Genomic DNA, 23,051 nt, shown 5'->3' on the forward strand with positions numbered 1-23,051 from the left:
CTCATTGCTGACATGACTTACCTAACCAAAGATTAAAGGAATATCAGATGGGCGGTTCGTATGATGTGATAGTTGTAGGCGCAGGAATTATCGGACTTTCGTGTGGCTACTATCTGACAAAACAAGGACAGCGGGTCGTGGTGTTGGAATCGGGAGGATTTGCCGATGGAGCTTCCGGTGCCTGTGACGACATGATTCTATTCCAATCAAAAAAGCCTGGTATCAATCTTGAGCTCGCTTTCGAAAGTCTTGAGCTCTATAGATCATTAGTAGGGGATTTGGACGATCCTCTTGGATTTGAAAATTACGGTGGTATGGTACTCATTGAAAACCAGCGTGAGTTGGAGGTCATGGAGGAATTCGTAAGCCAACAGAAGTCGTATGGACTCGATGTGGAAATCCTTTCCAAGGCTGAAATGAGAAAAAAACAACCGTTTCTTGATGAGCGGTTCATTGCATCAACCTATAGTCCTATGGATTCACAAGCCTATCCATTTGCGGTGATGCACCGTTTTGCACGTAAAGGCAGAGAAATGGGCATGCAGATTGTCCATCATGCTCCGGTCATAGGAATCGAACGGGATGGTTCAGGAATCTTTTCAGTTACGACCACCCAGAAACTCATCTATAAAGCTCCAGTTATTGTGAATGCTGGTGGTGCATGGGCAGGAAAAATTGCTTCATTGGTCGGTGAATACGTGCCTATGGAACCCAGAAGGGGCCAGATCGTTATTACTGAGAAAGTTCCTTCAATTGGTGATACGAATCTATGGAGTGCCCGATATCTGGTCTCTAAGTTGAAAACAGGCATGGAAATCGAATCTACCGAAGAAGAGCGACGTCTTGGTCTGGGTTTCGCATTTACCAGGACCGAAGGAGACAGTTATCTGATTGGTAGTACTCGTGAGTATGTAGGGTTCGACAAGCGGACGACGATGGAGGGTATAAGGGCGATCATCAATCAAGCAACATCATTCATTCCTGTATTGAAAGACGTAAATTTTATCCGTGCGATAGCAGGTTTGCGACCGGCTACTCCGGATGGAAAGATGATATTGGGAGAACATGCCGCGTTGTCAGGATTCTTTACCGCTGCCGGGCATGAAGGGGATGGAATCAGTCTTGCTCCTATTACCGGTAAGCTGCTTGCACAGATGGTTTGCGATGGTAGCGTACAGCCAAGATTAGAGGAACTCTCCCCTAATAGGTTTTCCCAAGACAGAACGGAGGTCTCTTGATGAAAGAGGGTGATAAGGATTTTTTCATTTGCCGATGTGAAGAGGTGACACTCAAAGAGATTGAGGATGTAATCGATGAGGGATACCACACGATTGATGATATCAAGAGAATTACCCGTGCCGGAATGGGCCTTTGCCAAGGTCGGAGTTGTGGGAAAGTCATTGCCCGTATCATAGCCCAGAAGACGGGGAAACCGATCGAAGAGGTCCTCCAGGTCAGCTATCGATTTCCTGTAAGGACAGAGAAAATGAAAGTCTTGGATGAGGAGGGTAGTACTGATGCGCAGGATAGTTGATCATCCGGTCCTTGGGCCGCTTCCCGATACGGATTTGGTAACGATCATTGTCGACGGTGAGCCTATCACGGCAAGAAAAGGTGAGATGATCGCAGCGGCCTTGATCGCGACCGGGAAGAAATATTTTCGCAAGACGGTAAAAGTACATGAGCCAAGAGGCATCTACTGTGGAATTGGACGCTGTACCGATTGTGTCATGACAGTAAATGGAATTCCCAATATTCGTACCTGTATTACTCCAGTAGAGGATGGAATGGTGATCGAGACCCAGATGGGATATGGCGTATGGAAGCAGGAGCACTGATGATGGAAGAGAGAGAGATTGTCGTAGTCGGAGCTGGACCTGCTGGCCTTTCGGCGGCCTTGGAGGCTGCTAGGACCGGTGCCCAAGTCCTACTTGTGGATGAGAATGGAAAGCCAGGTGGACAATTGTTTAAACAGATCCATAAATTTTTCGGTTCAAAGGACCATCGGGCTGGTGTACGGGGAATTGATATCGGTACCCAATTATTGGAAGAGGCGCAAAATCTGCAGATCGAAGTCTGGTTGGATGCTGAGGTTTGCGGAATTTTCAATCAACAGGATGTGTGGATAGTCCGAAATAAGGAAAAATCGGTAACCGTCCGAGCCCAGAGAATTATTCTAGCTACCGGTGCTGTGGAGAATTCGGTGAATTTTCCTGGTTGGACCTTGCCGGGTGTCATGGGAGCAGGTGCAGCCCAAACTATGATTAATCTCCACAGGGTTCTTCCCGGTGAAAAATGTCTGATGGTCGGTTCCGGAAATGTCGGCATCATTGTTTCCTACCAACTTCTCCAGGCGGGAGCTGAAGTTAAGGCTGTGGTTGAGGCTGCTCCGCGATTGGGAGGGTACGGTGTCCATACCGCAAAAGTTAGAAGGGCAGGAGTCCCCTTCTATACGAGTCATACGGTACTAGAGGCACGAGGGACTGATCATGTCGAATCCGCCACGATTGTTCAAATTGATGAAAAATGGAAACCGATTCCGGGAACGGAAAAGGATTTAGATGTTGATACCATCTGTATCGCTGCTGGACTTACTCCCTTGGTCGAACTTGCTTTTGCTGCAGGATGTGAGCCCTTGTATAGTCCACTTCTTGGTGGAATGGTTCCCAAACACGAACCTACGATGCAAACGTCCATACCCAGTGTGTACATAGCAGGAGACATTTCAGGAGTCGAAGAGGCCAGCACAGCTATGGAAGAGGGACGAATGGCCGGTCTTTCAGCAGCCTACTCACTGGGATATGTTTCGGACGGAATCTATTCTGATGGCTATGAAGCGGCACTCAAACGGATGCTGGCATTACGTTCAGGCATGTTTGGACAGAAAAGACGTGATGCGAAAGCGGCAATTTTCGCACAAAACAGGGGATAACCATCATGGAACAAGAGCAACAAAAGGATTTGGGTTTAAAGATTACTGGAGCACCCAGCCTGGAAGAACTCCATGGAAGTGCATGTTACCAATTGCCGTCAGAGGACCGAAGGGCGCTTGCGGCAGTTATCGAATGCATAGAGGGTATCCCTTGCAACCCCTGTCAGACGGCATGTCCACAAGGCGCAATTGTCGTTGGCGACGAGATCACAAACTTGCCGGTTGTAGATCTGGACAAATGCAATGGTTGCGGTATATGTGTTGCAGCCTGTCCGGGCCTTGCCATCTATTTGAAGAAGCATACATTCAAGGGGAACTTGGCTTATATTGCTTTCCCTTATGAATACCTACCTCTTCCCTCCGAAGGTCAGACAATCCAAATGGTGGATCGATTCGGATCAATAATCTGTGATGGAACAGTCTTGAGAGTGGTGAAAATAAAGAAGAATGATCGTACTGCCGTTGTCCATGCCACCTACCCAAACGAATTCTATGAGCAGGTGGTTAATATGCAACGGTTACTAACCAGTTGATTTTTCAGATACCGAACTCATTCTTTATGATCGCGATCGCACGATCGACATCGGCAGTAGGTGAGACGTATGAGATCTTACTCTCCGATGTCGTGACAGCATAGATGGGAATATCGGCCTTTGCCATACAGGAGAAGACCCTGTAGGCGATACCAGATTGGAATTCCATTCCAGGGCCCTCTACCGTTAATTTGGTGATATTGTCCATGATATCAAACTTTACTCCACGATGATCAGTACTCAACTGCTCTAAGAGTTCCTTTGTCTTATCCTGATCTTTTGCCTTAATGGTGAAGCTTACGGAAATATGTCCATTGGTCGCTCCAGTATGGCTGATCATATCAATGAAAATATCGTTCTTCGCCAATATCCCGTAAAGTTCAGAAATGACTGCCATATCCCTTGGTAAATGGTCTACCGAGATGAGAACCTCCTCGGGGTAGGTATACAGAGTCGTGACAGCACTCGATTCATTGATCATGTCCTGCATCGAATACATGCCAGTCTTTTGTCGGGTAATGTAGCGTGCAGCTCCTATAGCTCCCGTAGCAAAGACCTGTCGTGAAAACGCCTGATGCCCAATGGTGATCAATTCATCTTGACCTGCGAAGGTAACCTCATGTTGTCCTACGATGGTTCCACCACGTAATGAGTGGATTCCCAATTCATGAGATTTACGTAGGGTGTCGGACCCCTCTCTTCCGCAGACATACTGCAGTTTATCTACACGGATTGCATTGATGGAATCTGCCAGCATTAATGCTGTGCCACTGGGAGCGTCTTTCTTGAGGTTGTGATGTTTTTCTATGATCTCTATATCGAATCGATCCCCCAAGACTTTTGTCGTGTTCTGAAGAAGTTGTTGTACCAGATTGATTCCGAGAGACATATTTCCCGATCTGAAAATCGCAATAGATTCCGATGCCTTTTCTAGAAGGGTGAGTTCATCCTGTGATAGACCCGTTGTAGCCACAACACAGGGAATCTTACGTGCTATTGCTACAGGCAACCAGTTTCGCAATCCCTTCGGTGATGAGAAGTCGATAATTACATCTGCTTCTGCCGAACAATCTTGCAAGGAGGGGAATACCGGATAATCCCTCGGCACTTCGAAAACATCGATACCTGCAACGACTTGCATATCGTCTGTCTTGCCAATCAGATCGGTCAGGACAGAACCCATTCTTCCGCTACAACCGTTAAGGATTACTCTAGTCATATTATCACTCCCTGTTACTGTAGTGACATGATGTTATTATAAAAACTAAAAATAATCAATAATAACATTTTAGTTTAGACTTATTTCTTATGTAGGTGCAATAAAGAGGGAATAATTTTCTATCTAACTATCCTTAATCAAATGTTGAAAGCAGGATCTTACGGTTTTCCGGACGTAATTCACAAAGTGGAAGACGGAACACCTCGTTCAGCAAACCTTTATTAGCCATATATGTTTTGACTGGTACCGGATTGGCTTCGATGAATTGGTTTACGAAGAAGGGGTACAGGTGGTTGTAGACAGATAGTGCCTTTTCCATATTCTTGTCCAACATAGCGTGGGTCATCTCGACCATCTCTTTGGGGAACATATTGCTAGCTACGCTAATGATTCCCTCTGCTCCACATATCATCATCGGCAGTGTAAGCGAATCGTCACCAGAGAGGACAGAGAATTCGGAGGGTCTGACATGTAATAAATCTTGGATTTGACACATATTGCCACTCGCCTCTTTCACGGCAACGATACCTGGATGCTGGGCAAGTCTAAGCAACAGAGGAGTCGGCATATTAACCGCACTTCTTCCGGGAACATTGTAGAGGACTATGGGAAGGCCTGCTTCTTCCGCAATAGTAGTGAAATGCCTATAGAGTCCTTCTGCAGAGGGTTTATTGTAATATGGGGTTACTTGGAGTGTCATATCGGCGCCCAAATCCTTGGCTCTCTTGGTTGCCTCTACTGCATGTTTCGTAACATTGCATCCGGTTCCAGCGATCACGGGAACTTTACCAGAGGCGACTTCGGCGGCGACTTTGATCAATAGTTCCTTCTCCTCTGGTTCGAGGGTAGGACTCTCTCCGGTTGTTCCCACAGGTACCAAGCCATCGATACCCTGTTCAATCTGGATATGGATTAGCGCCTTGTAAGCCCCGATATCGATGCTACCATCCTTATTGAATGGGGTGACCAATGCCGTGAATACACCTTTGATCATGATAATGCTCCTTACAGACTATGCATGCTACTCATACTATGAGTGGTAGTAGTTTATACTGAATTATTCGCCCAGTCAAGAAAAACAATAATTACCTATACCTTTGTTTGTAGTACTTTTATCAAAAAAGAGGTGTTGCTACTCATCATATTAGGAATAATTTGTTGTTTACTATGGAAGACTCCGAATCTCTGTATTATACTTGCATGGTAACTGTTATTTAGAGAAATTGGATTTAGGGAGGGGACTGTTGGATATTGCAAAAGACAAATGGAAAAAACCCATACTGGAAATTATCAACGAATCGGAAGAACCTGTCGGTTCATGGTATATTGTGAATGCTTTTACTGAGCGGGGAGTAGAGGTTAGTAGCGCTACCGTTGGAAGAGAACTGAACCAATTGGAAGTTCTCGGCTATGTTGAGAAACACGGATATAAGGGTAGGTCCATCACCTCCTTGGGCCGTCGGGTGATTGAGGCGGCAAACACTTCGCTGGAATTAGACTACTATAAGAAGAGTCTCGATGATCTGATCAACAGTAACGTGTTGGAGAATTTCCTTATGGTTCTTGAGGCTAGATTGGCAATCGAGCGTCAAACCGCCCGCCTTGCAGCGGAGCGGATCACCGATATCGAACTGGAGGAATTAGCGGAATGTCTGCGCAATCAGCAAAGTCACTCGAAGGACCATCAGAGTATTGCGAATGATGACATCTCCTTCCATGGCAGTATAGCTAAAGCTTCCAAAAACAAAGCGTTGTTTTCCCTCTATATGATGCTCTCCACGATGGGGCAGCAATCGCAACTGTTTGAGGAATTACGACATAGGGTTGGAGATAACTATTCGAATTTCCATGATCGGATACTCCATGCATTGGAAGAACGCGATAGTGATAAGGCCGAACAATGCATGCTCGACCATATTTCCAAGCTTATATTCGATGTCAAACAGTACTGGCATGAGTATAAAAAGAATCACGATGACCATAATGGACGGATTCTGTAATTCTTTAATAATGTTACTATAAAAACATTTTGTTATTATTATAGACAAGATGTTGTAAATCTGCTAAGATGCCCCCAATCGAATGATGGGGCGGGGAGGCTATATGCATATCGCAATCGTTGGTTTTGGAAAGATGGGACATGTTGTCTACCAGAGCGCCATTCGCGACGGCCATACTATTGCCGCTGTTATCGATCCATACTCCGATGCACCGGAAGTGACAGATAAGAAGTGTGATGTGGCTTCGTTGGCGAATGCCGACGTTGTTATTGAGTTTTCTGTGGCAGAAGGAATTGAAGAACGCTTTCGCACCTATGCGGAGGCTAGGATTCCCACTGTCATTGCAACAACAGGATGGTATGATCGGCTGACGGAAATCGAGAAGGAATTTTCCAAAAAGGATTGTTCCATTATATGGTCAGGCAATTTTGCGATTGGAGTCCATCTTTTCTTTTCAATCGTTAGGGATGCGGCAAAATTGATGGATTCGTTCTCAACATATGACCCTGTCGTACAGGAGTTGTTCCATAGCGGAAAAGGGGACAGTCCTTCGGGTACCTCCCTCATGATTGGTAAGATTTTGTTGGAAGAGTTACAGAGAAAGGATTCGGTGGAGTCTGCACGTTTGGACAGGAAGAGGAAGGATTCCGAAATCCATCTTAGTAGTGCCAGGGGAGGATCTAACCCCGGTACCCATACGGTAATTTTCGATAGTCCCGTCGATTCAGTAGAAATTACCCATCGTGCACGTAGTCGCGAGGGGTTTGCAGCAGGAGCTATACAAGCGGCAGCTTGGGTCAGTGATGGAAGAAAAGGGTTCTTCTCTCTCGACGATATGCTTGCCGAATTAACAGGATAAGCCTAAGAGGCAAGCGTCAAGGCGCAAAGGAGTTGGAAATGAAGAAATTTAGCGGCGTTTACACAGCACTGGTTACCCCCTTTACAAAATATGGTTTGGTTGATGCCAAAGCGTTCAAGAAGATCATTGAGTTCCAAATTTCACAAGGAATAGATGGATTGGTACCGTGCGGAACAACTGGAGAGAGTCCAACCCTGAGTCATGCAGAGCATGATAGGGTGATCGCTACCACTGTTGAAGTCGCTAACGGTCGGGTTCCTGTTATTGCAGGAACCGGTTCCAACGCTACCAGTGAGGCGGTTCGGTTATCCAAGCATGCCGAGACGGCAGGAGTAGATGCCCTTCTTCTGGTTAATCCGTACTACAACAAGCCTACCCAGAAGGGATTGTATCTCCATTTCAGGACTATTGCCGATTCGGTTGGTATTCCATGCATTCTCTACAACATAAAGGGGAGGACGGGAGTAAATATTGAAACCGATACTCTTGTAAGGTTGGCTAAGGACTGTCCCAATATTGTTGCAGTGAAGGAGGCTTCGGGAGACTTGGCCCAAATGAAAGATGTTATCGCACGATCTCCAGAGGACTTTGCAGTTTTGAGCGGAGATGATAATATTGCTGTGGATTTGATCGCCTCTGGTGGTGATGGAGTCATTTCGGTGGCTTCAAACCTGTTGCCATCTCATATGAAGACGATGATCCACGCTGCCCTTGATGGGGATATCGCCAAAGCCAGGGCTTGGGAGAAGAATCTCGCACCCTTCTTCGCATCTTGCTTCTGTGAGACGAATCCTATCCCTATAAAGACTGCGATGGCCGCATATGGATGGTGTGAGGAAGAGTTCAGACTTCCCATGTGCTCACTTGAGAGCGAGGAGCATAGGAAGCAGATTGCCAATGCTCTGGCACCGCTGGATGTCATTCGCAACAAATAACAGTAGAATAAACATTTTCAAAAGGATTTTACATGGCTACTATCAACAAGAATTTTAGAAAACTTTCTGCGGGGTATCTCTTTCCTGAGATAGCTCGCCGTGCAAAGGCCTACCAAGAAGCCCATCCGGATGCGAAACTCCATCGATTGGGAATAGGTAATACGACTGAGGCTCTCCCGAAGGCTGTCTTGGACGGATTGCATGTCAAAGTCGACCGGTTAGGGGATGCGAAGACATATACTGGGTATGGTGATGAGCAGGGTGATACTCCGTTGCGCGAAGCCCTCTCCGGTTATTATAGAGACCTCGGAGTAGAGATAGCTCCCGATGAATTTTTCGTCAGCGATGGCGCTAAAGCTGATGCCGCCAATATACAGTCAATTTTTGGCTCAGATAATGTTGTGGCGATTCAGGATCCTGCTTACCCTGTATATGTTGATTCTAATGTTGTATCGGGTCGCACGGGACACTTCGATCGAAATCGGGGCGAGTATGAAGGATTCGTTTACCTCGCCGGAACCGAAGAGAATGGATTTTTTCCTGAACCACCCCAAGAGAAAGTCGATCTGATCTATCTTTGCAGTCCGAACAATCCTACGGGGGCAGTAGCTACCCATGAACAACTACAAGCATTCGTCGATTATGCAAGGAAAAACAAGGCAGTGATAATTTTCGACGCCGCTTATGCGGAGTATATATCGGATGATTCACTTCCCAGGACAATCTTTGAGATTCCCGGCGCGCGTGAATGCGCCATTGAGATCAATAGTTTTTCCAAGTTCGCCGGTTTCACTGGAGTTAGATTGGGATGGACGATCGTTCCCAAAGAACTGGTTGCAGAAGATTCTGAACCTGGAGAGCTACACAAGATGTGGTTCCGCCGGCAGGTCACATTTTTCAATGGGGCTAGTAACATTGCACAAGCAGGTGGTATCGCCGTCCTGAGCACAGATGGTCTTGTCCAATCAAGACAAATCATCGCCTACTACATGGAAAATGCACGAATCATCCGTGAGGGGCTCCGTTCGGTTGGTCTGACTGTTTTTGGAGGAGACAATGCTCCATACCTTTGGGTCAAGACACCAAACGGTATGGGTTCCTGGGAATTTTTCGATCAACTTCTCACTCAATGTCAGGTCATAGCGACACCCGGTTCGGGTTTTGGAGCTGCCGGAGAACGGTATATTCGGGTTAGTGCATTCGGGCATCGTGAGAATATTGTAGAGGCTGTCGATTTGATCAAGAAGAATCTGGTTATATCCAAGGAGAACAATTGATTATGAGCAACAAGAACTTGCCCTTGGGCGATAAAGAGATGCGAACCCTTGCCGATACCTTAGAAACACCGTTCCATCTTTATGATGAGAAGGCAATCAGAGAGAATGCTCGTGCATTTACCAAGGCATTTTCATGGGTTCCCGGATTCAAGAACTACTATGCTGTGAAGGCTTGTCCGAATCCAGAAATCCTCAAGATATTGAAAGAGGAGGGTTTTGGAGCCGACTGTAGCTCACTTCCCGAATTAATCCTCTCCCAGAAGGCGGGAATCAACGGTGAGGATATTATGTTCACCAGCAATGACACACCTCCCGAAGAGTTCAAGAAAGCTTACGAGATGAAGGCTGTCATCAATCTCGATGATATCACTCATATAGAAACTTTGCAGAAGGCTGCCGGTATTCCTGATCTCATCTCTTTTCGTTACAACCCCGGTAGCGATAGGACCGGTAACGCAATTATCGGAAATCCTGTTGAAGCAAAATATGGTGTCACTACCGAACAGCTTCTTCCTGCTTACGCGAAAGCGAAAGAGCTAGGAGCAAAGCGTTTTGCATTGCATACCATGGTCGCTTCGAATGAACTTGATGGTACCTACATCGTAGAGACAGCAAGAATGCTTTTCAGCCAAGCTATCCGCCTCCAAGAGGAGTTAGGAATTCGATTGGAATTCGTTAATATGGGTGGCGGTATCGGTATTCCGTACCGACCTGACCAGGATGCAATGGACCTCCTTTGGGTGAGCTCCCAGATTAAGAAACTCTATGAAGAAATGATTGTACCGGCTGGATTGGACCCTTTGAGGATTGTATTCGAGTGTGGAAGGATGGTTACCGGACCATATGGATATCTGGTCTCACGAGTACGCCATGTCACCAAGAAGTATAAGGACTATGTGGGGTTGGATTCGTCTATGGCTAATCTCATGCGTCCGGCACTCTATGGAGCCTATCATCATATCACGGTAGTTGGTAAAGGAGATGTACCTGCAAATCATACCTATGATGTGACTGGTTCTCTCTGTGAGAATAATGACAAGTTCGCCATCGATAGGCAATTGCCTGAAATCGAATCTGGAGATGTAGTGGTTATCCATGATACCGGAGCCCACGGGCATGCCATGGGATTCAATTATAACGCTAAACTTCGCTCAGCAGAATATATCTTGCAAGAGGATGGTTCGGTAAGGATGATTCGTAGAGCAGAAACGATCGATGATCTATTCTCTACCTTAACGAGCTAAGAGGTCTGCGATGGCACATGAATTTCCATTACGGGTCTATTATAGCGATACGGATGCAGGCGGGATCGTATATCATGCACGGTATCTCGATTTTGCCGAGCATGCCCGTACAGAATTGCTCCGGGCGGTCTCACAAGATCGACCCGGGCAAGCGCAATTGATCAGTGAACATAGAGTTGCTTTCGTAGTAAAGTCTATTTCAGTAGAATACCATAGTCCGGCTTTGCTTGATGACGAATTGACGGTTGTCACTACCTTGGAGCAGGCAAAGCGTTTCTCTATGGTTTTCCTCCAACGCGTCATGCGAGCATCAGAGGAATTGGCGACATTAAAAGTACGGGTAGCATCGGTCAATCTCGATACAAAGCGACCAGAACCGTTCGAGCCATGGTTCGCAGAGGCCGCCTCACTAGTGTAACTACTGGTATTGATTTACTAGATGGGGTTCTACAGGAACATCAAGACGGATTCCTGCAGACCCTATAGAACCTGTCTGGGGTAATCCAACTACGATGTCGTAGCGGAATGCTCCCCCGTTGAGGGAATCAATTGTATATGAGACTCCAGTTGCTCCAGGTATCGGTACTCCATCGCAGTACCATTGGATTGAGAGATCTCCTATAGCAATATCTTGTCCCTCGTCCAAGGAGAAGGTCAGAATTGCACTCTCTCCCACGACAAGGTCCATTGGAGTTGCGATAATGGTTCCATTCACTGGAGCTGCTGTATTGTCGATAATTGTGATTGTTGCTGAATCGGCTACATGACCGATTTCAAGATTGCATACAGCACTGCTCAAGGTTCCATCGATAATGCGGACACTTTCCACAAAACCTCCCACCAGTTCTCCATCGGTCTCTATCGTAACCATTGCAGTATAGTAGCCTGATGGGATATCGGTTCCAGAAAGAATAGCTGTTCCAGCAACCAGATCGGTCGACAGGTTCAGCTGCGGTATGACATTATTATCGGAGTCCAGCAATTGCATCGAAACGACAGAATCTGTTCTCGTTTGTTCAGGGTCCCAATTGCATGACAAAGAAAACGATCCGCTTCCAACTGCCGATTCTAAAGCTATGGTAACTACATTGTTGTTTCCTGTTATCCGAGCGTTTGTAGCACCTTGGGAGATTGCCTTTCCCATACTATTATATCCGGTACCGGTGAAGGTCCAGCTTCCCAGTTTGAGGCTGCCTATAGTTATAGTTGGATTGCTACTGTTGGTTTTTTCAAGAATCTGGTTCTCAGGTCCAATACCACTAACTGAAAAGGCCACCAAATCCAATGGCGACTCGCCATCTGGCTCGATAGAGCGATTATCACTTTGTTCGTTCGATAGGAAGGCTATCGTGAGTTCTCCGGTATCATGATGGGATATTTCCTGTTCACATCCGAACGTACAAAATGCGAGTAGTAGACATGATAAAATGATTGTCCATTGTCGAGCGAGTGCAGGAAACGCAAGTTGAGATACCACGCCCCTTGGGGCGGAATAGGTGGCAGCGCCTCCGTTTTCCAGGGCGTGCCCGACAGTAGTGAAACTTCTCATTTTCCAACGAAGCGAGGGCAGCGGGACCACTACGTGGTAACATTGTCGAGCGAGTGCAGGAAACGCAAGTTGAGATACCACGCCCCTTGGGGCGGAATAGGTGGCAGCGCCTCCGTTTTCCAGGGCGTGTCCTGGAGTAGTGAAACTTCTCATTATTCTTTTCCTCCTTACACCCATGTACAGGTGTTTTCAGAGGAATGGACTACAAAGCTATGAATTCTGCTTCAATTCCAAGAGTCGGAATATGGCCTCATGTCCGATACGTAATCCGAACATACCGGTAATACTGGGAAGACTTCCCAACACTCTCCTGGTCCGTCCTCGATCGAGTATCTGCTCGTTATGTTGACTATATTCCTCTTGTTCTGGCTCTTTATAGGTATAGTTTACCAATTCGGTAGAGTAGACGGTGAAGATTCCCCGTCCTATACCCCTTCTACGCAACTTGGTACGCACTTGTTTTGCTAAAGGACATCCATGGGTATCCATCAGATCTCCTGTTGTGATTTTCGAAGGATCTGTCCGCAATGCCGCTCCCATAGATGAAATCGTCGGTATTTTTTGTCGGTAGAGGCCCTCCAATAATGCGAGCTTCGGCGTGAGGGAATCGATTGCGTCGATAACCAAATCGACTGGAGGTTCCAATATCTGCTGCAAAGTCTCTTCATGTGCGAAAAGATCCAGAGGTTCTACCTGTACAGTTGGGTTGATATCTAGGACCCGCTCTTTAGCTACGAGGACTTTCTTCTGTCCTATGGTTGAGTCGGTAGCCAACAGTTGTCGATTGATATTGGTTATACCCACTGTGTCAAAATCGACCAGACGCAGGTGTCCGACACCACTTCTTGCAAGGACTTCCATAGCATAGGACCCTACCGCTCCCATTCCTACAATAACCACATGCGAGTCTCTTAGAGTTTGGAGGGCATCTTCTCCCAACAACCTACCAATGCGTAAAAAGCGTTGCTTGTCCATAGACTTGCTCCTCGATTTCTCCAATATTGCGACCCATCAGTTCGCTGATACGGTGAAGATGTGTTGAACATAGCGTGTCGTAACCATAGGCATCATGCAGGGAGGCCGAGACGAAAGGGTAGTCGGTCTCTAGTAAAAAGGGCACATCCAGCTTAGCAAGATGCTCGGAAAGCTTAGTCTTGTGCGTCCAAACGGTAGGACCCAAAGATATGGTCGCCCCCAAGTCGGCCAGTCGTCGGGCACTCTCTACCGATTTAACATACCCATGAATAATGGTGGGGGTAGAGGGTTGCACCTCTTCGAGTAGCCTCTCTAGTCTAGGCATTGGCCCTATATGGTGGATAACAGTAGGGCGTCCTCTTCTTTTGGCAATCTGCATCAATTCATAGGCTAAGGAAAACTGTGTTTCCGATGAAATGTCATTTTCAAAGCGTACATCTAAACCGATTTCTCCCACATATCCCAGAGGATTGTTACCTAGCGTTGTATCGAGTATCGATGCAAGATTGGTTATCATATCGGGTTCTACAAGTCTTTCGTGTGAGATTGATTGTGGGAGGATACCATATCCATGACGGTAGAGCTGATTATGGGGAGCTTCGGTCATGCGATTCCATTCCGATGTATCGCTCGTGGCGAACCATATGATCCAATCCTGCTCCAGTGAGGGTTCTCCAACTTGGGGCAAATGTCTATGCATATCTACCATCTAGATTCCTTTCACCAAATGCTCTATCAGGATCTTGAGACCAAGTGTGAGCAACACCACCCCTCCTATCATTTCCATCTTGTCACCTAGGAGTGGCCCCGTACGTTTACCGATGAGTACTCCGAATGTGGAAAGGATGAAGGTAGTTACGCCGATAATCGCAATACTCAACCAGATATTGATGCCAAGCATGCCAAACGTTACTCCTACGGCCAGAGCATCTATGCTTGTGGCAATACCCATCATCATAAGATCGTGGAATCGAAGTTCCGAGCCGCAGGAATCCGCACAGGCATACCCCATTGATCTGGCTCTTCTTTTCTGCCGGAAATCTATAAAACCGTCGATAAACATTTTTATCGCGATAACCGCCAGTAAGAGAAGGGCAATCCAATGGTCGAAATGTTGGATTTTGGAACTGAAGGTAGATCCAGCAAGCCATCCGACCAAGGGCATTCCCGCCTGGAATACACCGAAGGTAATTCCGATCGTGTAGGGATAGCGGAGGGATCTTATCTCAAGACACGCGCCTTGGGTAATAGAGACAGCGAATGCGTCCATAGACAACCCGACTGCGATGCCGAATACGGTGATGAGTTCTGCCAAGTTCATAACTTCCTCATTTTAGCCTGATAGGCATTCCTGAACAAGAGCTCCCATGGCATAAAAGGCTATCCTCTGATACCATGACAAGTCTAGGAGGTGGTATATGCCCGTATTTGTAAGAAATCTCGCATTGGAGCATCTTGTCGAGGATGGCCAGCTGAAATCAGATGAGATGCTTAGGATGTACAAAGATTCCCGTTGGCGGCATGCACATGGTGCCTTCTATATGGTGCATACGCTACCTTCCGGAGTCGAATTCATTTTCCGTGCGATCCGTGATGGTGATGACGTTAGGATTCTGGGAACTGATACCCACCTCGGTGGTCGTTGTATGTGGAACGCAATTCCATTCTTCAACACGACACCTAAAGATGCGGATGCTCTGACCGCAGTCGTGGCTTGTACGAATATTGCCCAGGATGGTGTATTCGTTACTCATTTAGTGAACGCAGCTGTATTGCCAGAATTGAAGGAGGGTGATTCGATTACCATGCAAATGGTCGCGTTTCCCTTTGTTCTTGAATCCTATGACTCTCGTGAAGGATATGAAAAGGCTTACGCCGTTAACCCCGATTCAGCGAATTTTCCGACTCTTCTTACCGATAAAAGGATATTTCCCTTGAATTTCATGCTCAAACATGATCCTGATATTCCAGAGGACAAACGGAACCATCAGCTCAAGGATGATGTAATCATGGCATGTGGGCCGGTATTGGAAGTCAGGCAGGCACCATTGCATGACGAAGGCCACAAGACGCCCTTCTTTGTCGCAACCATTGCTACTCAATTCGGGCATCTTGATGTAGCCTATACCGAAGAAATGTTATTGGGTTCTCCCTGTAAGAAAGGTTCGTATCTTGCTTTCAGTGGAATATTGTCGGCCGATGTTGCTGTAGAGGGATATGAGAACTGGGTCGAATAGATCAGCCGCAGCGGTAATAGCTGTCCGGTTTCTCATGAAGGCTCGGTGAATCGGCTCCAAAAGCTATCAGGATTTCTCCAACTCTATGACGATACGATTGCTCTTCCTCAAGACAGCGGATGGTCACTCCAGCTATTGCCGATTCATCTTCGGATTCCAGAGACTCGTAGATAATGGTCTGGCACGTATGTTCAACCTCACGTCCAAGTGAAGCAATCTGAGTTTTTGCCTTTTCTGGTGCCACGAGAATCTGCTGGATTAGGCTAAGTCTTTCTTTGGCAAATCGATAGGAGAATCGGATAGCTGAAAAAGGTGTGGTCTCCCATGATTGCTTATCCATGCTGAAAGGGATAAATGGACTATAAATCGGAAGTGGTGCTCCGGTAGCCCATACGAGAGGCACTCCTCTATGGTAGGTCACAATCATGGATCCCGTGGTCCTGTTTGTCACAAATCCCTTTGCGTCCATGCAAATTGAATGCATCGAATGATCCAATCTTACTTCTGACCCTCTATTATAGATCAAAACATTTCGCATGGTTTCCCAAGAGCCATAACTCGATTCAAGAAGTCTCATGGTTGTTGCTCTTCTTGAGTTGCCTTTCGTAAATAGAAGATACAGAGCGCTGGCATGTTCCTGTGCGAATGCTTCAACCGAATAGCTATTGGAGATAGCGTAGACAGTAGGGACCTCCTTTACGGTCCACTGACGGGCAGCACTTTCTAGCACAAAGGCTTTCTCATTGTCGGTTATGAGGAAACTATTATGGTATCGTAGCGTACCCTCATAACTGCCATTGCCTCCTTGTCCATACATTTGAATCAATTCAACGATAATCTTGACAGCTGAGTCGGCGTTCTTTGCATTGTGGAGAGCGAGCCTGAGGATATCCATACCCAACATGCCATTTTTCTCGGTTTTCCTTTTGGCGAATACCGCCTCATTTCCAATGGCGACTCCGAGCTCATTGACTCCCATCTCGGCGCCCCAGATCCAGGCAGGCCTACTGATAATAGCCTTGAAAGGATTCGAGAATTTTCGTGCTGCCTCCTGTAGGCGCGGATATTGGATCCGGTCATATTCCTTACGATGTTCGGGATGGGAAGGTTCTGCCAGTCCCTCGTCACCAGAAACAAATTGAAGCATCTGCGGTTCATGCGGATGTCGGTCCGAGTTCTTTCCAAATATTCGGTAACCGGAATCTCCATCTGTGGTAACGAGGGTATCACACATATCAGAACCTCTTGGTATAAGCGTGGCAGTACGGTAGTGACCCTTTGTTCTCGTAATAATCTTGATGGTAATCCTCGGCAGGCCAGAACTTGGCTGCTGGCCTGATTTGGGTAGCGATAGAGAGACCCTTGTTTTCAAGGATAGATACCAGTTCTACTGCGGTATCGTATTCACTTCTGCTCCTATAGAATATTGCCGAAAGGTATTGGTTTCCGATATCGGGTCCTTGCCCGTTGATCTGGGTAGGATCATGGATCTCAAGAAAGTATTTCGTCAAATCCTCATAACTGACCACAAGTGGGTTATACAGGACTTCCACCGACTCGAGATGCCCAGTCGTGTGGCTAAGGACATCCTGATAGGTCGGATTTTCTACATCACCGCCTGCATAGCCGCTGGTGGCACTGTAGACTCCGTCGAGTTTTTCGAACAGATATTCGACTCCCCAAAAACATCCTCCTGCATAGACGGCTGTGGCAACAGGCGGACCGTCTTTGAACACAAGCGATATGGAATTGACACAATGGCGTGTGTTCTTATCGGTGAATCCTTCATTTAAGAATACATGACCCAGATGCCCTTTACAGGTCGCACAAACGATCTCGGTCCTTCTTCCATCCGGGTCGGGGTAGCGCTCTACGGCGTTCGGCAGTTCATCATCGAAGGATGGCCATCCACAGTTTGAGTGGAATTTGTCTTTCGATACATAGAGCGGAGAATCGCATAGCTTACAGTAGTAGGTTCCTTCATCGGTAGTATCGGTGTAGGTTCCGGTGAAGGCACGTTCGGTTCCCTTCTTCAACAATACATGAGCTTCGAGTGGATTCAGTGAATTTTTTAATGATTCATCCAACGGTACGAATGGGTACTTTTTCTCTATAGATATTCTGTCCATGGGGACTCCTTTATCTGTGTTTTCGGCCTCCTTAGACCCTGTAGCTCCCAATGGCAGTACTGAAAGTACCAGAAGAAAAACCAAAAACAGTAGCTTACGTTTCATCTCTTTCCTCCAATATACTCATCTCCAGAGCTTTGGGAAAATAGGCCATACTTTTTTCTGGTATAAACTATATTCAGGATATTTCTCTTTTGTGATTCCTTCGGTAAAGATTGTTGATCCCATGAAGAGTAAGGTGAGCATGATTGGTCCAAGGATGCTCCAATGGAAAATACTTCCCACATTAGCGGCTCCGATGAGATAGATACTCCACCAGACTCCCAGTTCTCCTAGATAGTTTGGGTGACGTGAGATGGCAAACAATCCACCTGTTTTGAATCCCTTTTTGTAGTCTTCCTCATAATCCTTCTGTTTCTCCATAAGTCCGTATTTCGATTGTTGGAAGGTATATTGTTGTTGGTCGGCTACGGTTTCGATTGTCAAGAATGAAAGCATAAGGAGTACCCCTATCCACGCAAAAAGACCCATAGAGGCACCTGGAGTTTGCGAGAGTACGAAAAGAGGAAGGGTAAAGCAAATGAACAAAGCCTGTTGATATACTGCAATGAATAGTAGGTTGAACAGTTGCCAGTAGAGTGGGTTGCCGATTTTATTTCGTAGAATTGGCCAACGATAATCTTCTCCACCAGTGTAGCCGTCTCTTCTGGCGAAATTGAAAGTCAGCCGGGCTCCCCAAATGGTAACCAGTACCGCAGTTGTGGTAACAGCGGTATTGAACGAACCTGCATAGGCGTAGATCCAAGCATAACCAACAGGAGTGGTACTCCATAAGCGGTCTGTCCAAGAGTAGTCATTGGTTACAAGACCGAAAAGAAAACTTGCCGTAGCCGTAAGTGCCGTAATGGCAACAACGGTATACAGGGTGTTACTTGTTTCGATAGGAAATAGGGAAAGTCCCAGTACGAAACAACCGATGATCACTATGAAGAATCCAATAATTGTTTTTCCTGTGATGTTCATACCGGTTACTATAACTTTGGATAGGTGAACTGGCAAGTATTAACACAATTCTCCGCGTGCACTGTTCTTGCCCGAATTCTTAGCCCTATAGAGATTGTTGTCACACCGTTTGAGAAGGGTTCGTTTCGATTCGGGATACCGGTAGCAGGTGTAACCCAAACTTATAGAGATCTCGATTTTTGGCAATGCAAGCAATTTGCTCCAATCGTAATCGCCTACAGCAGCATGTATCCTTTGGGGTAAGACCTCTTCGGGCAATGAGTTTGCTTTCGGGAGAATGACTAAGAATTCATCGCCGCCCCATCGTCCTACATGGTCTTCAGTTCTTGTTATGGACGAAAGAATATTTGCTAGTTGAATAAGTACCCTGTCTCCCATATCGTGACCATAGGTGTCGTTGATGTCCTTAAAATTATCAATATCGATTAGGCAGATCATGAATGGTTCGTCTCTTTTTGCAAAGAAAAGGGAATCAAGGATGTTCTCCAAGCCGCTGCGATTGAGGATATCGGTGAGACTGTCATGATGGGCTTGTATCCGCAATCTCTCTAGCATGGTTGTCTTTGCGGCTCCCTCATCAGCTAGGTCACTCAATAACTTTCCATTTACCAAAAGCAGGGTAAGGAAGTTGACTCCGGTAAGAGCTATAAGTGCGAATAGATTGCTTGTTCTTATTGCATTCGAGTCGAAGGTCTGAAGTTCTACTCCTTGGAGTATAGCAAAGATATCTCCTAGTGTACGAAGAATGAAGATTCCGACGAATAAGGTATAGATGAAAAATAGGATGCTGAAAGGCGTTGCATAGTAGGTGTTCATTTTCCGTTTTTTCCAGATGATTCTCAGATATTGGAAGGAAACGAATGCGCTAGCTCCTCCATGAATAGCCGATCGGTACAATTGGTTTTCTACCGTGAAAGCACTCGTCAATATCAGAATGGAAATCAATATGGCAAGTATGAGGTAATTGCGTTTATTGAGATCTGTCTCTGTGAAGCTTGCTAATCCGAATAGGAATAAGAATGCTCCGACAAGGGTGGCTATGTTTCCAATAGAAACAACGAGAGGATTGGATGGACCGGTATCGATAATCGCAATGATCCTGCCCACCGTGTGGAGCATGAGATTCAAAGTCCAATAGCCCAAGCCTTTCACATGGCTACGGTTCCTGAGCCAGAGAGAGAAGAATACGATGGCAAACATGCCATGGAACAGCAATCCGAAAAAAGCTATGGTGGAAAGATCATACGGATTTTGGATAGGTTTACTCCTCTTTTGTTTTTCCGTTCCTTGATTTCCAAACGGAGTGAGGGTAGTGGAGCCATCAAATGGATACATTACCGAACAAGTGCAGGAAACGAAAGCTTGCTTGCATACCATTCATTTTATCGAAAAAATGTCAACAAGTATACTTTTTTTGAAAATATTAATTGCTCCATGCATATGCTTGGAGTATCATCGTGTATAGATTATTGACTCAAATGGAAAGGAGTTCCTATGAAAAAGATTGCTGTATTGAGTATTACATTGATAGTTCTTGTACTGTTGTTGGCCGGTTGTGCATCGACCGAACAGGCCGCCGAACCCAAGACTCCCGTGATCATCGGAGCTGAGGGTGTGCCACAACCCGATTGGGTGAACTCAACTCCTCGTGCTGCGGATGTACATTATGAGACCGGGTATGCAAAGTTGAGCAATAAGGCAAACTCAATCAAGCGTGCGAATGCCGATGCCAAGGAGAAGATCAGCCAATGGATCAACACCACAGTTGAGACTGTGGTTGTCAACTACACCAGCGATATGGGCTCTGGGGACAACCGCCAGGCACTTGAGGCTTTCGAGTCCATCTCCCGTCAGACCAGTAACAACGCTCTCATGGGTGTTACACAAGAATCGCTCTGGGTAGATCCCGACAATGGTGTTTGGGTTTTGCTCTCCATGCCAAAGGAGAACACCGTGAAGGCTTTCGAAGCAGCTAGCAAAGAATTTGAGCTCAACGAAGCTGCCATGTATGCAGAGTATAAGATGGATGGTGCTCTCAAGATGCTTGAGGAGACTCTCGCAAATCAATAGGATCTGATAGTATTCCCAAGCATTACATGCTGGCAATTTCCCCTAAAAAGGAATATGCCAGCATTTTTCTTGTCAATTTCCGGTTGACTTGGCATACCATCTGGGTGAAGATATGGATATATAGATATCGAATTTCATTCGATCATGAGAGAGTGTTGGGGTCTCACCAAACACCCAAGCGTCTTCCACCGAATCCCTCTCGGCATACTGTTCGGCACTCTCACTGACATTGTTACCAATCTCTGGGGGTATGTTGTGAAAACGAGAAGAAGAATCTCATTTCTAGTCGTCTGTCTTGTCTTGATCCTAACCATGGCACTCGTCCTGACCGGATGTCCCGAAGCCGGTATCGATCCACCGGGAGATGACGACAGTTCATCCGGCGATGACAGCTCATCCGGTGATTATACAATTCGTTTATATGCAGATGACGACTCTAATCCCTACGAATTAGCTATAGATGGGGATGTTTTTCCCTATGAAATTGGTAATGTCTTAGAAACAACAGAATATGCTACAGATTATTTCAGAGGATGGTATTCTGATTCCGAGTTTGAGATAGTAGTCGAAGGACCATTGACTTCTGCCGATTTTAATGAAGATACAAGGATCTTGGATCTATATGGAAAATGGGGGTATGAGATCGGAGAGAGAGGTCCTGCAGGAGGCTGGATATTTTACGATGATACTATTGGATATGATAAAAATCGTGACGGATCTATCGATTCTGATGAAAAAAACTTGCTTGGTGAACAAGACCGATTCCTGGAGACAGCTCCTGAAGATCTTCCTCTTCCTACGGGTGCGCAAAAGTTTATATTCGGATATTTCCATGATGATAATGAAGAAGAACCGAAAGAGAATATCATAATGGAAACGCAACCTTCTGTTGGTGAGGGTGAAATAAACACTGATCTACTCGTCAATACAGTAGAAAATACCGGGGTCGACGTATATAAAGGTGATAAACTAGTCAGTGATAGACTTCCTGAATCGGAATATATCCCGCTTCTGTGCCTTGATTTTCAGGTTGATGATTTCAATGACTGGTTTTTACCTTCTCTGGATGAATTGCTTTTGATGCACGTGCGACTTAATCTCGCTGAAATTGGAGAATTCAACAATACTACAACAGAAGATTCAGATGGTGCGAGAAAGTCTTCCTTTTATGTTTCATCGACAGAAGATCAATCCGTCAGCTGGGAGGTGATAGGGATAAATTTTTCATATCCATACGAATATGAATCTAGTGGTTGGTATATGTACATAACTTCGATATATCGAGGTGGTGATTTCAATAATACTTTTGTACGTCCAATTCGTGCCTTTTAGTCTGAAGTCAAACTACATCCAAACTTATGTTATTTCGTATTAACAGTACTTTGTAGAATCCAAACGGTCTTTGCAGACATGGTGGCACACGTACTCGATGATTGCGGCTACCTTGTCCATGAGGGAGACCACGAAGCTCTCCTTGTATCGGGGTAGGGCTTTTGTCTTGGGGTACATGTGTTTTACGATGATATCGGCTTCCCTGTCGTTTATCTCGAAGTGTCTCTGTGCATTCTCCAAGGCTATGTAGGGGTGTTCCCTACCATGCTGGGAACGCTTGGCATCGGTAGCCTTCTTTTCCCGCCAGTCGTAGAGGAAGAAATCATGCAGCAGTCCACCGCGGGCGGCAGCTGCATAATCGAAATGGAGAACCTTTGATACAGAGTATGAGAGGAAGGCGACACGTACCACATGGTCATAGATATGCGATGCATGGTGGTTGTAATCCTTGAGTTTCACGAATTCCTCATTATAAAGGATTTCACCTACCAATGAGTTGAATTCAGTACGTGCTGGTCTTGCTATGAATTGCGGGATGTGGCCGGTCCGTACCATGTGGAAGTGTATATGCATACCCAGGAGGAAGAAGAGCAATGAGAGCGTTATTCCCAGGAGTAGGGTGGTATCGGAATAGAGGACATTGAGAGAAGAAATGAAGTCGGTGAATAAAAATAGAAGAAACATACCCGCTATGAGGTAGAAGAGATGCCTTAATTGTCTTTGGTTCATATTTCCGA

General features: G+C 46.0%; 25 protein-coding genes. 14 read left to right on the plus strand and 11 right to left on the minus strand.

What is annotated here, in order from left to right:
* Positions 1-47 precede the first annotated feature (47 nt).
* The 5 genes from ACODJP_RS11985 to ACODJP_RS12005 are packed head-to-tail and all read left to right on the plus strand — an operon-like array spanning position 48 to position 3,465.
* A complete protein-coding gene (locus tag ACODJP_RS11985) occupies positions 48-1,238 on the plus strand; it encodes an NAD(P)/FAD-dependent oxidoreductase (protein WP_422481803.1) in 1,191 nt (396 codons plus the stop codon).
* On the plus strand, positions 1,238-1,534 hold the full coding sequence (locus tag ACODJP_RS11990) for a (2Fe-2S)-binding protein (protein ID WP_422481805.1): 297 nt from the start codon (positions 1,238-1,240) through the stop codon (positions 1,532-1,534). The genes ACODJP_RS11985 and ACODJP_RS11990 overlap by 1 nt, the downstream gene beginning before the upstream one ends.
* Positions 1,518-1,838 (plus strand): (2Fe-2S)-binding protein, encoded by a 321-nt coding sequence (locus tag ACODJP_RS11995; RefSeq protein ID WP_422481807.1) that lies wholly within the window; start codon positions 1,518-1,520, stop codon positions 1,836-1,838. The genes ACODJP_RS11990 and ACODJP_RS11995 overlap by 17 nt, the downstream gene beginning before the upstream one ends.
* Positions 1,820-2,932 carry an NAD(P)/FAD-dependent oxidoreductase gene (locus ACODJP_RS12000; RefSeq protein WP_422481809.1) on the plus strand — a complete coding sequence of 371 codons (1,113 nt, stop codon included), beginning with the start codon at positions 1,820-1,822 and terminating at the stop codon, positions 2,930-2,932. The genes ACODJP_RS11995 and ACODJP_RS12000 overlap by 19 nt, the downstream gene beginning before the upstream one ends.
* Before the next feature lie 5 nt (positions 2,933-2,937).
* On the plus strand, positions 2,938-3,465 hold the full coding sequence (locus tag ACODJP_RS12005) for a 4Fe-4S dicluster domain-containing protein (RefSeq protein WP_422481811.1): 528 nt from the start codon (positions 2,938-2,940) through the stop codon (positions 3,463-3,465).
* A 4-nt stretch (positions 3,466-3,469) separates the two neighbouring features.
* On the opposite strand, the gene dapB (ACODJP_RS12010) is transcribed toward ACODJP_RS12005, so the two are convergent.
* Both dapB (ACODJP_RS12010) and dapA (ACODJP_RS12015) read right to left on the minus strand, forming a co-directional pair.
* On the minus strand, positions 3,470-4,684 hold the full coding sequence (gene dapB, locus ACODJP_RS12010) for a 4-hydroxy-tetrahydrodipicolinate reductase (RefSeq protein ID WP_422481813.1): 1,215 nt from the start codon (positions 4,682-4,684) through the stop codon (positions 3,470-3,472).
* Between the two features lie 133 nt (positions 4,685-4,817).
* Positions 4,818-5,678 (minus strand): 4-hydroxy-tetrahydrodipicolinate synthase, encoded by an 861-nt coding sequence (gene dapA / locus ACODJP_RS12015; RefSeq protein WP_422481815.1) that lies wholly within the window; start codon positions 5,676-5,678, stop codon positions 4,818-4,820.
* 250 nt (positions 5,679-5,928) lie between these two features.
* Here dapA (ACODJP_RS12015) and ACODJP_RS12020 point away from each other — a divergent pair, with 250 nt between their 5' ends.
* The 6 genes from ACODJP_RS12020 (at position 5,929) to ACODJP_RS12045 (ending at position 11,417) form a co-directional block, all read left to right on the plus strand.
* A complete protein-coding gene (locus ACODJP_RS12020) occupies positions 5,929-6,684 on the plus strand; it encodes a FadR/GntR family transcriptional regulator (RefSeq protein WP_422481817.1) in 756 nt (251 codons plus the stop codon).
* Positions 6,685-6,787: 103 nt separating this feature from the next.
* Positions 6,788-7,543, plus strand: a complete 756-nt coding sequence (dapB, locus tag ACODJP_RS12025; RefSeq protein ID WP_422481819.1) for a 4-hydroxy-tetrahydrodipicolinate reductase — start codon at positions 6,788-6,790, stop codon at positions 7,541-7,543.
* Positions 7,544-7,581: 38 nt separating this feature from the next.
* Positions 7,582-8,478 (plus strand): 4-hydroxy-tetrahydrodipicolinate synthase, encoded by an 897-nt coding sequence (gene dapA / locus ACODJP_RS12030; RefSeq protein ID WP_422481821.1) that lies wholly within the window; start codon positions 7,582-7,584, stop codon positions 8,476-8,478.
* Between the two features lie 32 nt (positions 8,479-8,510).
* Positions 8,511-9,755, plus strand: coding sequence for an LL-diaminopimelate aminotransferase (locus ACODJP_RS12035; RefSeq protein WP_422481823.1), 1,245 nt, complete (start codon positions 8,511-8,513; stop codon positions 9,753-9,755).
* Between the two features lie 2 nt (positions 9,756-9,757).
* Positions 9,758-10,999 (plus strand): diaminopimelate decarboxylase, encoded by a 1,242-nt coding sequence (lysA, locus tag ACODJP_RS12040; protein ID WP_422481825.1) that lies wholly within the window; start codon positions 9,758-9,760, stop codon positions 10,997-10,999.
* A gap of 10 nt (positions 11,000-11,009) precedes the next feature.
* Positions 11,010-11,417, plus strand: a complete 408-nt coding sequence (locus ACODJP_RS12045) for a YbgC/FadM family acyl-CoA thioesterase (protein ID WP_422481827.1) — start codon at positions 11,010-11,012, stop codon at positions 11,415-11,417.
* Here ACODJP_RS12045 and ACODJP_RS12050 read toward each other — a convergent pair whose 3' ends face one another.
* From ACODJP_RS12050 to ACODJP_RS12065, 4 genes are read right to left on the minus strand one after another with little or no spacing between them, the layout of a single operon-like run.
* The gene (locus ACODJP_RS12050) at positions 11,418-12,701 is read right to left on the minus strand and encodes a hypothetical protein (protein WP_422481829.1); all 1,284 of its coding nucleotides are present in this window, start codon (positions 12,699-12,701) and stop codon (positions 11,418-11,420) included.
* Positions 12,702-12,758: 57 nt separating this feature from the next.
* Positions 12,759-13,523 carry a tRNA threonylcarbamoyladenosine dehydratase gene (locus ACODJP_RS12055; RefSeq protein WP_422481831.1) on the minus strand — a complete coding sequence of 255 codons (765 nt, stop codon included), beginning with the start codon at positions 13,521-13,523 and terminating at the stop codon, positions 12,759-12,761.
* Positions 13,492-14,232 (minus strand): TatD family hydrolase, encoded by a 741-nt coding sequence (locus ACODJP_RS12060; protein ID WP_422481833.1) that lies wholly within the window; start codon positions 14,230-14,232, stop codon positions 13,492-13,494. Before ACODJP_RS12060 ends, ACODJP_RS12055 begins: the two co-directional genes overlap by 32 nt.
* Entirely contained in the window at positions 14,233-14,844 is a 612-nt protein-coding gene (locus ACODJP_RS12065; RefSeq protein WP_422481835.1) for a manganese efflux pump MntP family protein, read from the minus strand.
* A gap of 97 nt (positions 14,845-14,941) precedes the next feature.
* On the opposite strand from ACODJP_RS12065, the gene ACODJP_RS12070 reads away from it, so the two are divergent.
* Positions 14,942-15,760: a hypothetical protein gene (locus ACODJP_RS12070; protein WP_422481837.1), complete on the plus strand. Its 819-nt coding sequence runs from the start codon at positions 14,942-14,944 to the stop codon at positions 15,758-15,760.
* Position 15,761: 1 nt separating this feature from the next.
* On the opposite strand, the gene ACODJP_RS12075 is transcribed toward ACODJP_RS12070, so the two are convergent.
* Genes ACODJP_RS12075 through ACODJP_RS12090 form a run of 4 tightly spaced genes read right to left on the minus strand, consistent with a single transcriptional unit; the run spans position 15,762 to position 20,247 of the window.
* Positions 15,762-16,994 (minus strand): carcinine hydrolase/isopenicillin-N N-acyltransferase family protein, encoded by a 1,233-nt coding sequence (locus ACODJP_RS12075; protein WP_422481839.1) that lies wholly within the window; start codon positions 16,992-16,994, stop codon positions 15,762-15,764.
* Between the two features lies 1 nt (position 16,995).
* Positions 16,996-17,994, minus strand: coding sequence for a bifunctional methionine sulfoxide reductase B/A protein (locus ACODJP_RS12080; protein WP_422481841.1), 999 nt, complete (start codon positions 17,992-17,994; stop codon positions 16,996-16,998).
* Positions 17,995-18,012: 18 nt separating this feature from the next.
* On the minus strand, positions 18,013-18,912 hold the full coding sequence (locus tag ACODJP_RS12085) for a DUF1295 domain-containing protein (protein WP_422481843.1): 900 nt from the start codon (positions 18,910-18,912) through the stop codon (positions 18,013-18,015).
* A gap of 39 nt (positions 18,913-18,951) precedes the next feature.
* Complete coding sequence (locus ACODJP_RS12090) at positions 18,952-20,247, minus strand: GGDEF domain-containing protein (RefSeq protein WP_422481845.1); 1,296 nt, start codon at positions 20,245-20,247, stop codon at positions 18,952-18,954.
* Between the two features lie 159 nt (positions 20,248-20,406).
* On the opposite strand from ACODJP_RS12090, the gene ACODJP_RS12095 reads away from it, so the two are divergent.
* Positions 20,407-20,982 (plus strand): LPP20 family lipoprotein, encoded by a 576-nt coding sequence (locus ACODJP_RS12095; protein WP_422481847.1) that lies wholly within the window; start codon positions 20,407-20,409, stop codon positions 20,980-20,982.
* A 312-nt stretch (positions 20,983-21,294) separates the two neighbouring features.
* Positions 21,295-22,314 (plus strand): hypothetical protein, encoded by a 1,020-nt coding sequence (locus ACODJP_RS12100; RefSeq protein WP_422481849.1) that lies wholly within the window; start codon positions 21,295-21,297, stop codon positions 22,312-22,314.
* Positions 22,315-22,353: 39 nt separating this feature from the next.
* On the opposite strand, the gene ACODJP_RS12105 is transcribed toward ACODJP_RS12100, so the two are convergent.
* Entirely contained in the window at positions 22,354-23,043 is a 690-nt protein-coding gene (locus ACODJP_RS12105; protein WP_422481851.1) for an HD domain-containing protein, read from the minus strand.
* Positions 23,044-23,051 lie beyond the last annotated feature (8 nt).

The organism is Pleomorphochaeta sp. DL1XJH-081 (assembly GCF_049310885.1).
GTDB lineage: Bacteria > Spirochaetota > Spirochaetia > Sphaerochaetales > Sphaerochaetaceae > CAYZJV01.

Bases quoted from the DNA above. Each gene is read 5' to 3' on its own strand.
- ACODJP_RS12100 (WP_422481849.1), top strand. From the start codon at position 21,295: ATGGCACTCGTCCTGACCGGATGTCCCGAAGCCGGTATCGATCCACCG.
- ACODJP_RS12085 (WP_422481843.1), bottom strand. From the start codon at position 18,912: ATGAACATCACAGGAAAAACAATTATTGGATTCTTCATAGTGATCATC.
- dapB (WP_422481819.1), top strand. From the start codon at position 6,788: ATGCATATCGCAATCGTTGGTTTTGGAAAGATGGGACATGTTGTCTAC.
- ACODJP_RS12035 (WP_422481823.1), top strand. From the start codon at position 8,511: ATGGCTACTATCAACAAGAATTTTAGAAAACTTTCTGCGGGGTATCTC.
- ACODJP_RS11995 (WP_422481807.1), top strand. From the start codon at position 1,518: ATGCGCAGGATAGTTGATCATCCGGTCCTTGGGCCGCTTCCCGATACG.
- ACODJP_RS12095 (WP_422481847.1), top strand. From the start codon at position 20,407: ATGAAAAAGATTGCTGTATTGAGTATTACATTGATAGTTCTTGTACTG.
- ACODJP_RS12005 (WP_422481811.1), top strand. From the start codon at position 2,938: ATGGAACAAGAGCAACAAAAGGATTTGGGTTTAAAGATTACTGGAGCA.
- dapB (WP_422481813.1), bottom strand. From the start codon at position 4,684: ATGACTAGAGTAATCCTTAACGGTTGTAGCGGAAGAATGGGTTCTGTC.
- dapA (WP_422481821.1), top strand. From the start codon at position 7,582: ATGAAGAAATTTAGCGGCGTTTACACAGCACTGGTTACCCCCTTTACA.
- ACODJP_RS12060 (WP_422481833.1), bottom strand. From the start codon at position 14,232: ATGGTAGATATGCATAGACATTTGCCCCAAGTTGGAGAACCCTCACTG.
- ACODJP_RS12105 (WP_422481851.1), bottom strand. From the start codon at position 23,043: ATGAACCAAAGACAATTAAGGCATCTCTTCTACCTCATAGCGGGTATG.
- ACODJP_RS12045 (WP_422481827.1), top strand. From the start codon at position 11,010: ATGGCACATGAATTTCCATTACGGGTCTATTATAGCGATACGGATGCA.
- ACODJP_RS12090 (WP_422481845.1), bottom strand. From the start codon at position 20,247: ATGTATCCATTTGATGGCTCCACTACCCTCACTCCGTTTGGAAATCAA.
- ACODJP_RS12050 (WP_422481829.1), bottom strand. From the start codon at position 12,701: ATGAGAAGTTTCACTACTCCAGGACACGCCCTGGAAAACGGAGGCGCT.
- ACODJP_RS11990 (WP_422481805.1), top strand. From the start codon at position 1,238: ATGAAAGAGGGTGATAAGGATTTTTTCATTTGCCGATGTGAAGAGGTG.
- ACODJP_RS12000 (WP_422481809.1), top strand. From the start codon at position 1,820: ATGGAAGCAGGAGCACTGATGATGGAAGAGAGAGAGATTGTCGTAGTC.
- ACODJP_RS12055 (WP_422481831.1), bottom strand. From the start codon at position 13,523: ATGGACAAGCAACGCTTTTTACGCATTGGTAGGTTGTTGGGAGAAGAT.
- ACODJP_RS12080 (WP_422481841.1), bottom strand. From the start codon at position 17,994: ATGAAACGTAAGCTACTGTTTTTGGTTTTTCTTCTGGTACTTTCAGTA.
- ACODJP_RS12065 (WP_422481835.1), bottom strand. From the start codon at position 14,844: ATGAACTTGGCAGAACTCATCACCGTATTCGGCATCGCAGTCGGGTTG.
- ACODJP_RS11985 (WP_422481803.1), top strand. From the start codon at position 48: ATGGGCGGTTCGTATGATGTGATAGTTGTAGGCGCAGGAATTATCGGA.
- dapA (WP_422481815.1), bottom strand. From the start codon at position 5,678: ATGATCAAAGGTGTATTCACGGCATTGGTCACCCCATTCAATAAGGAT.
- ACODJP_RS12070 (WP_422481837.1), top strand. From the start codon at position 14,942: ATGCCCGTATTTGTAAGAAATCTCGCATTGGAGCATCTTGTCGAGGAT.
- lysA (WP_422481825.1), top strand. From the start codon at position 9,758: ATGAGCAACAAGAACTTGCCCTTGGGCGATAAAGAGATGCGAACCCTT.
- ACODJP_RS12075 (WP_422481839.1), bottom strand. From the start codon at position 16,994: ATGTGTGATACCCTCGTTACCACAGATGGAGATTCCGGTTACCGAATA.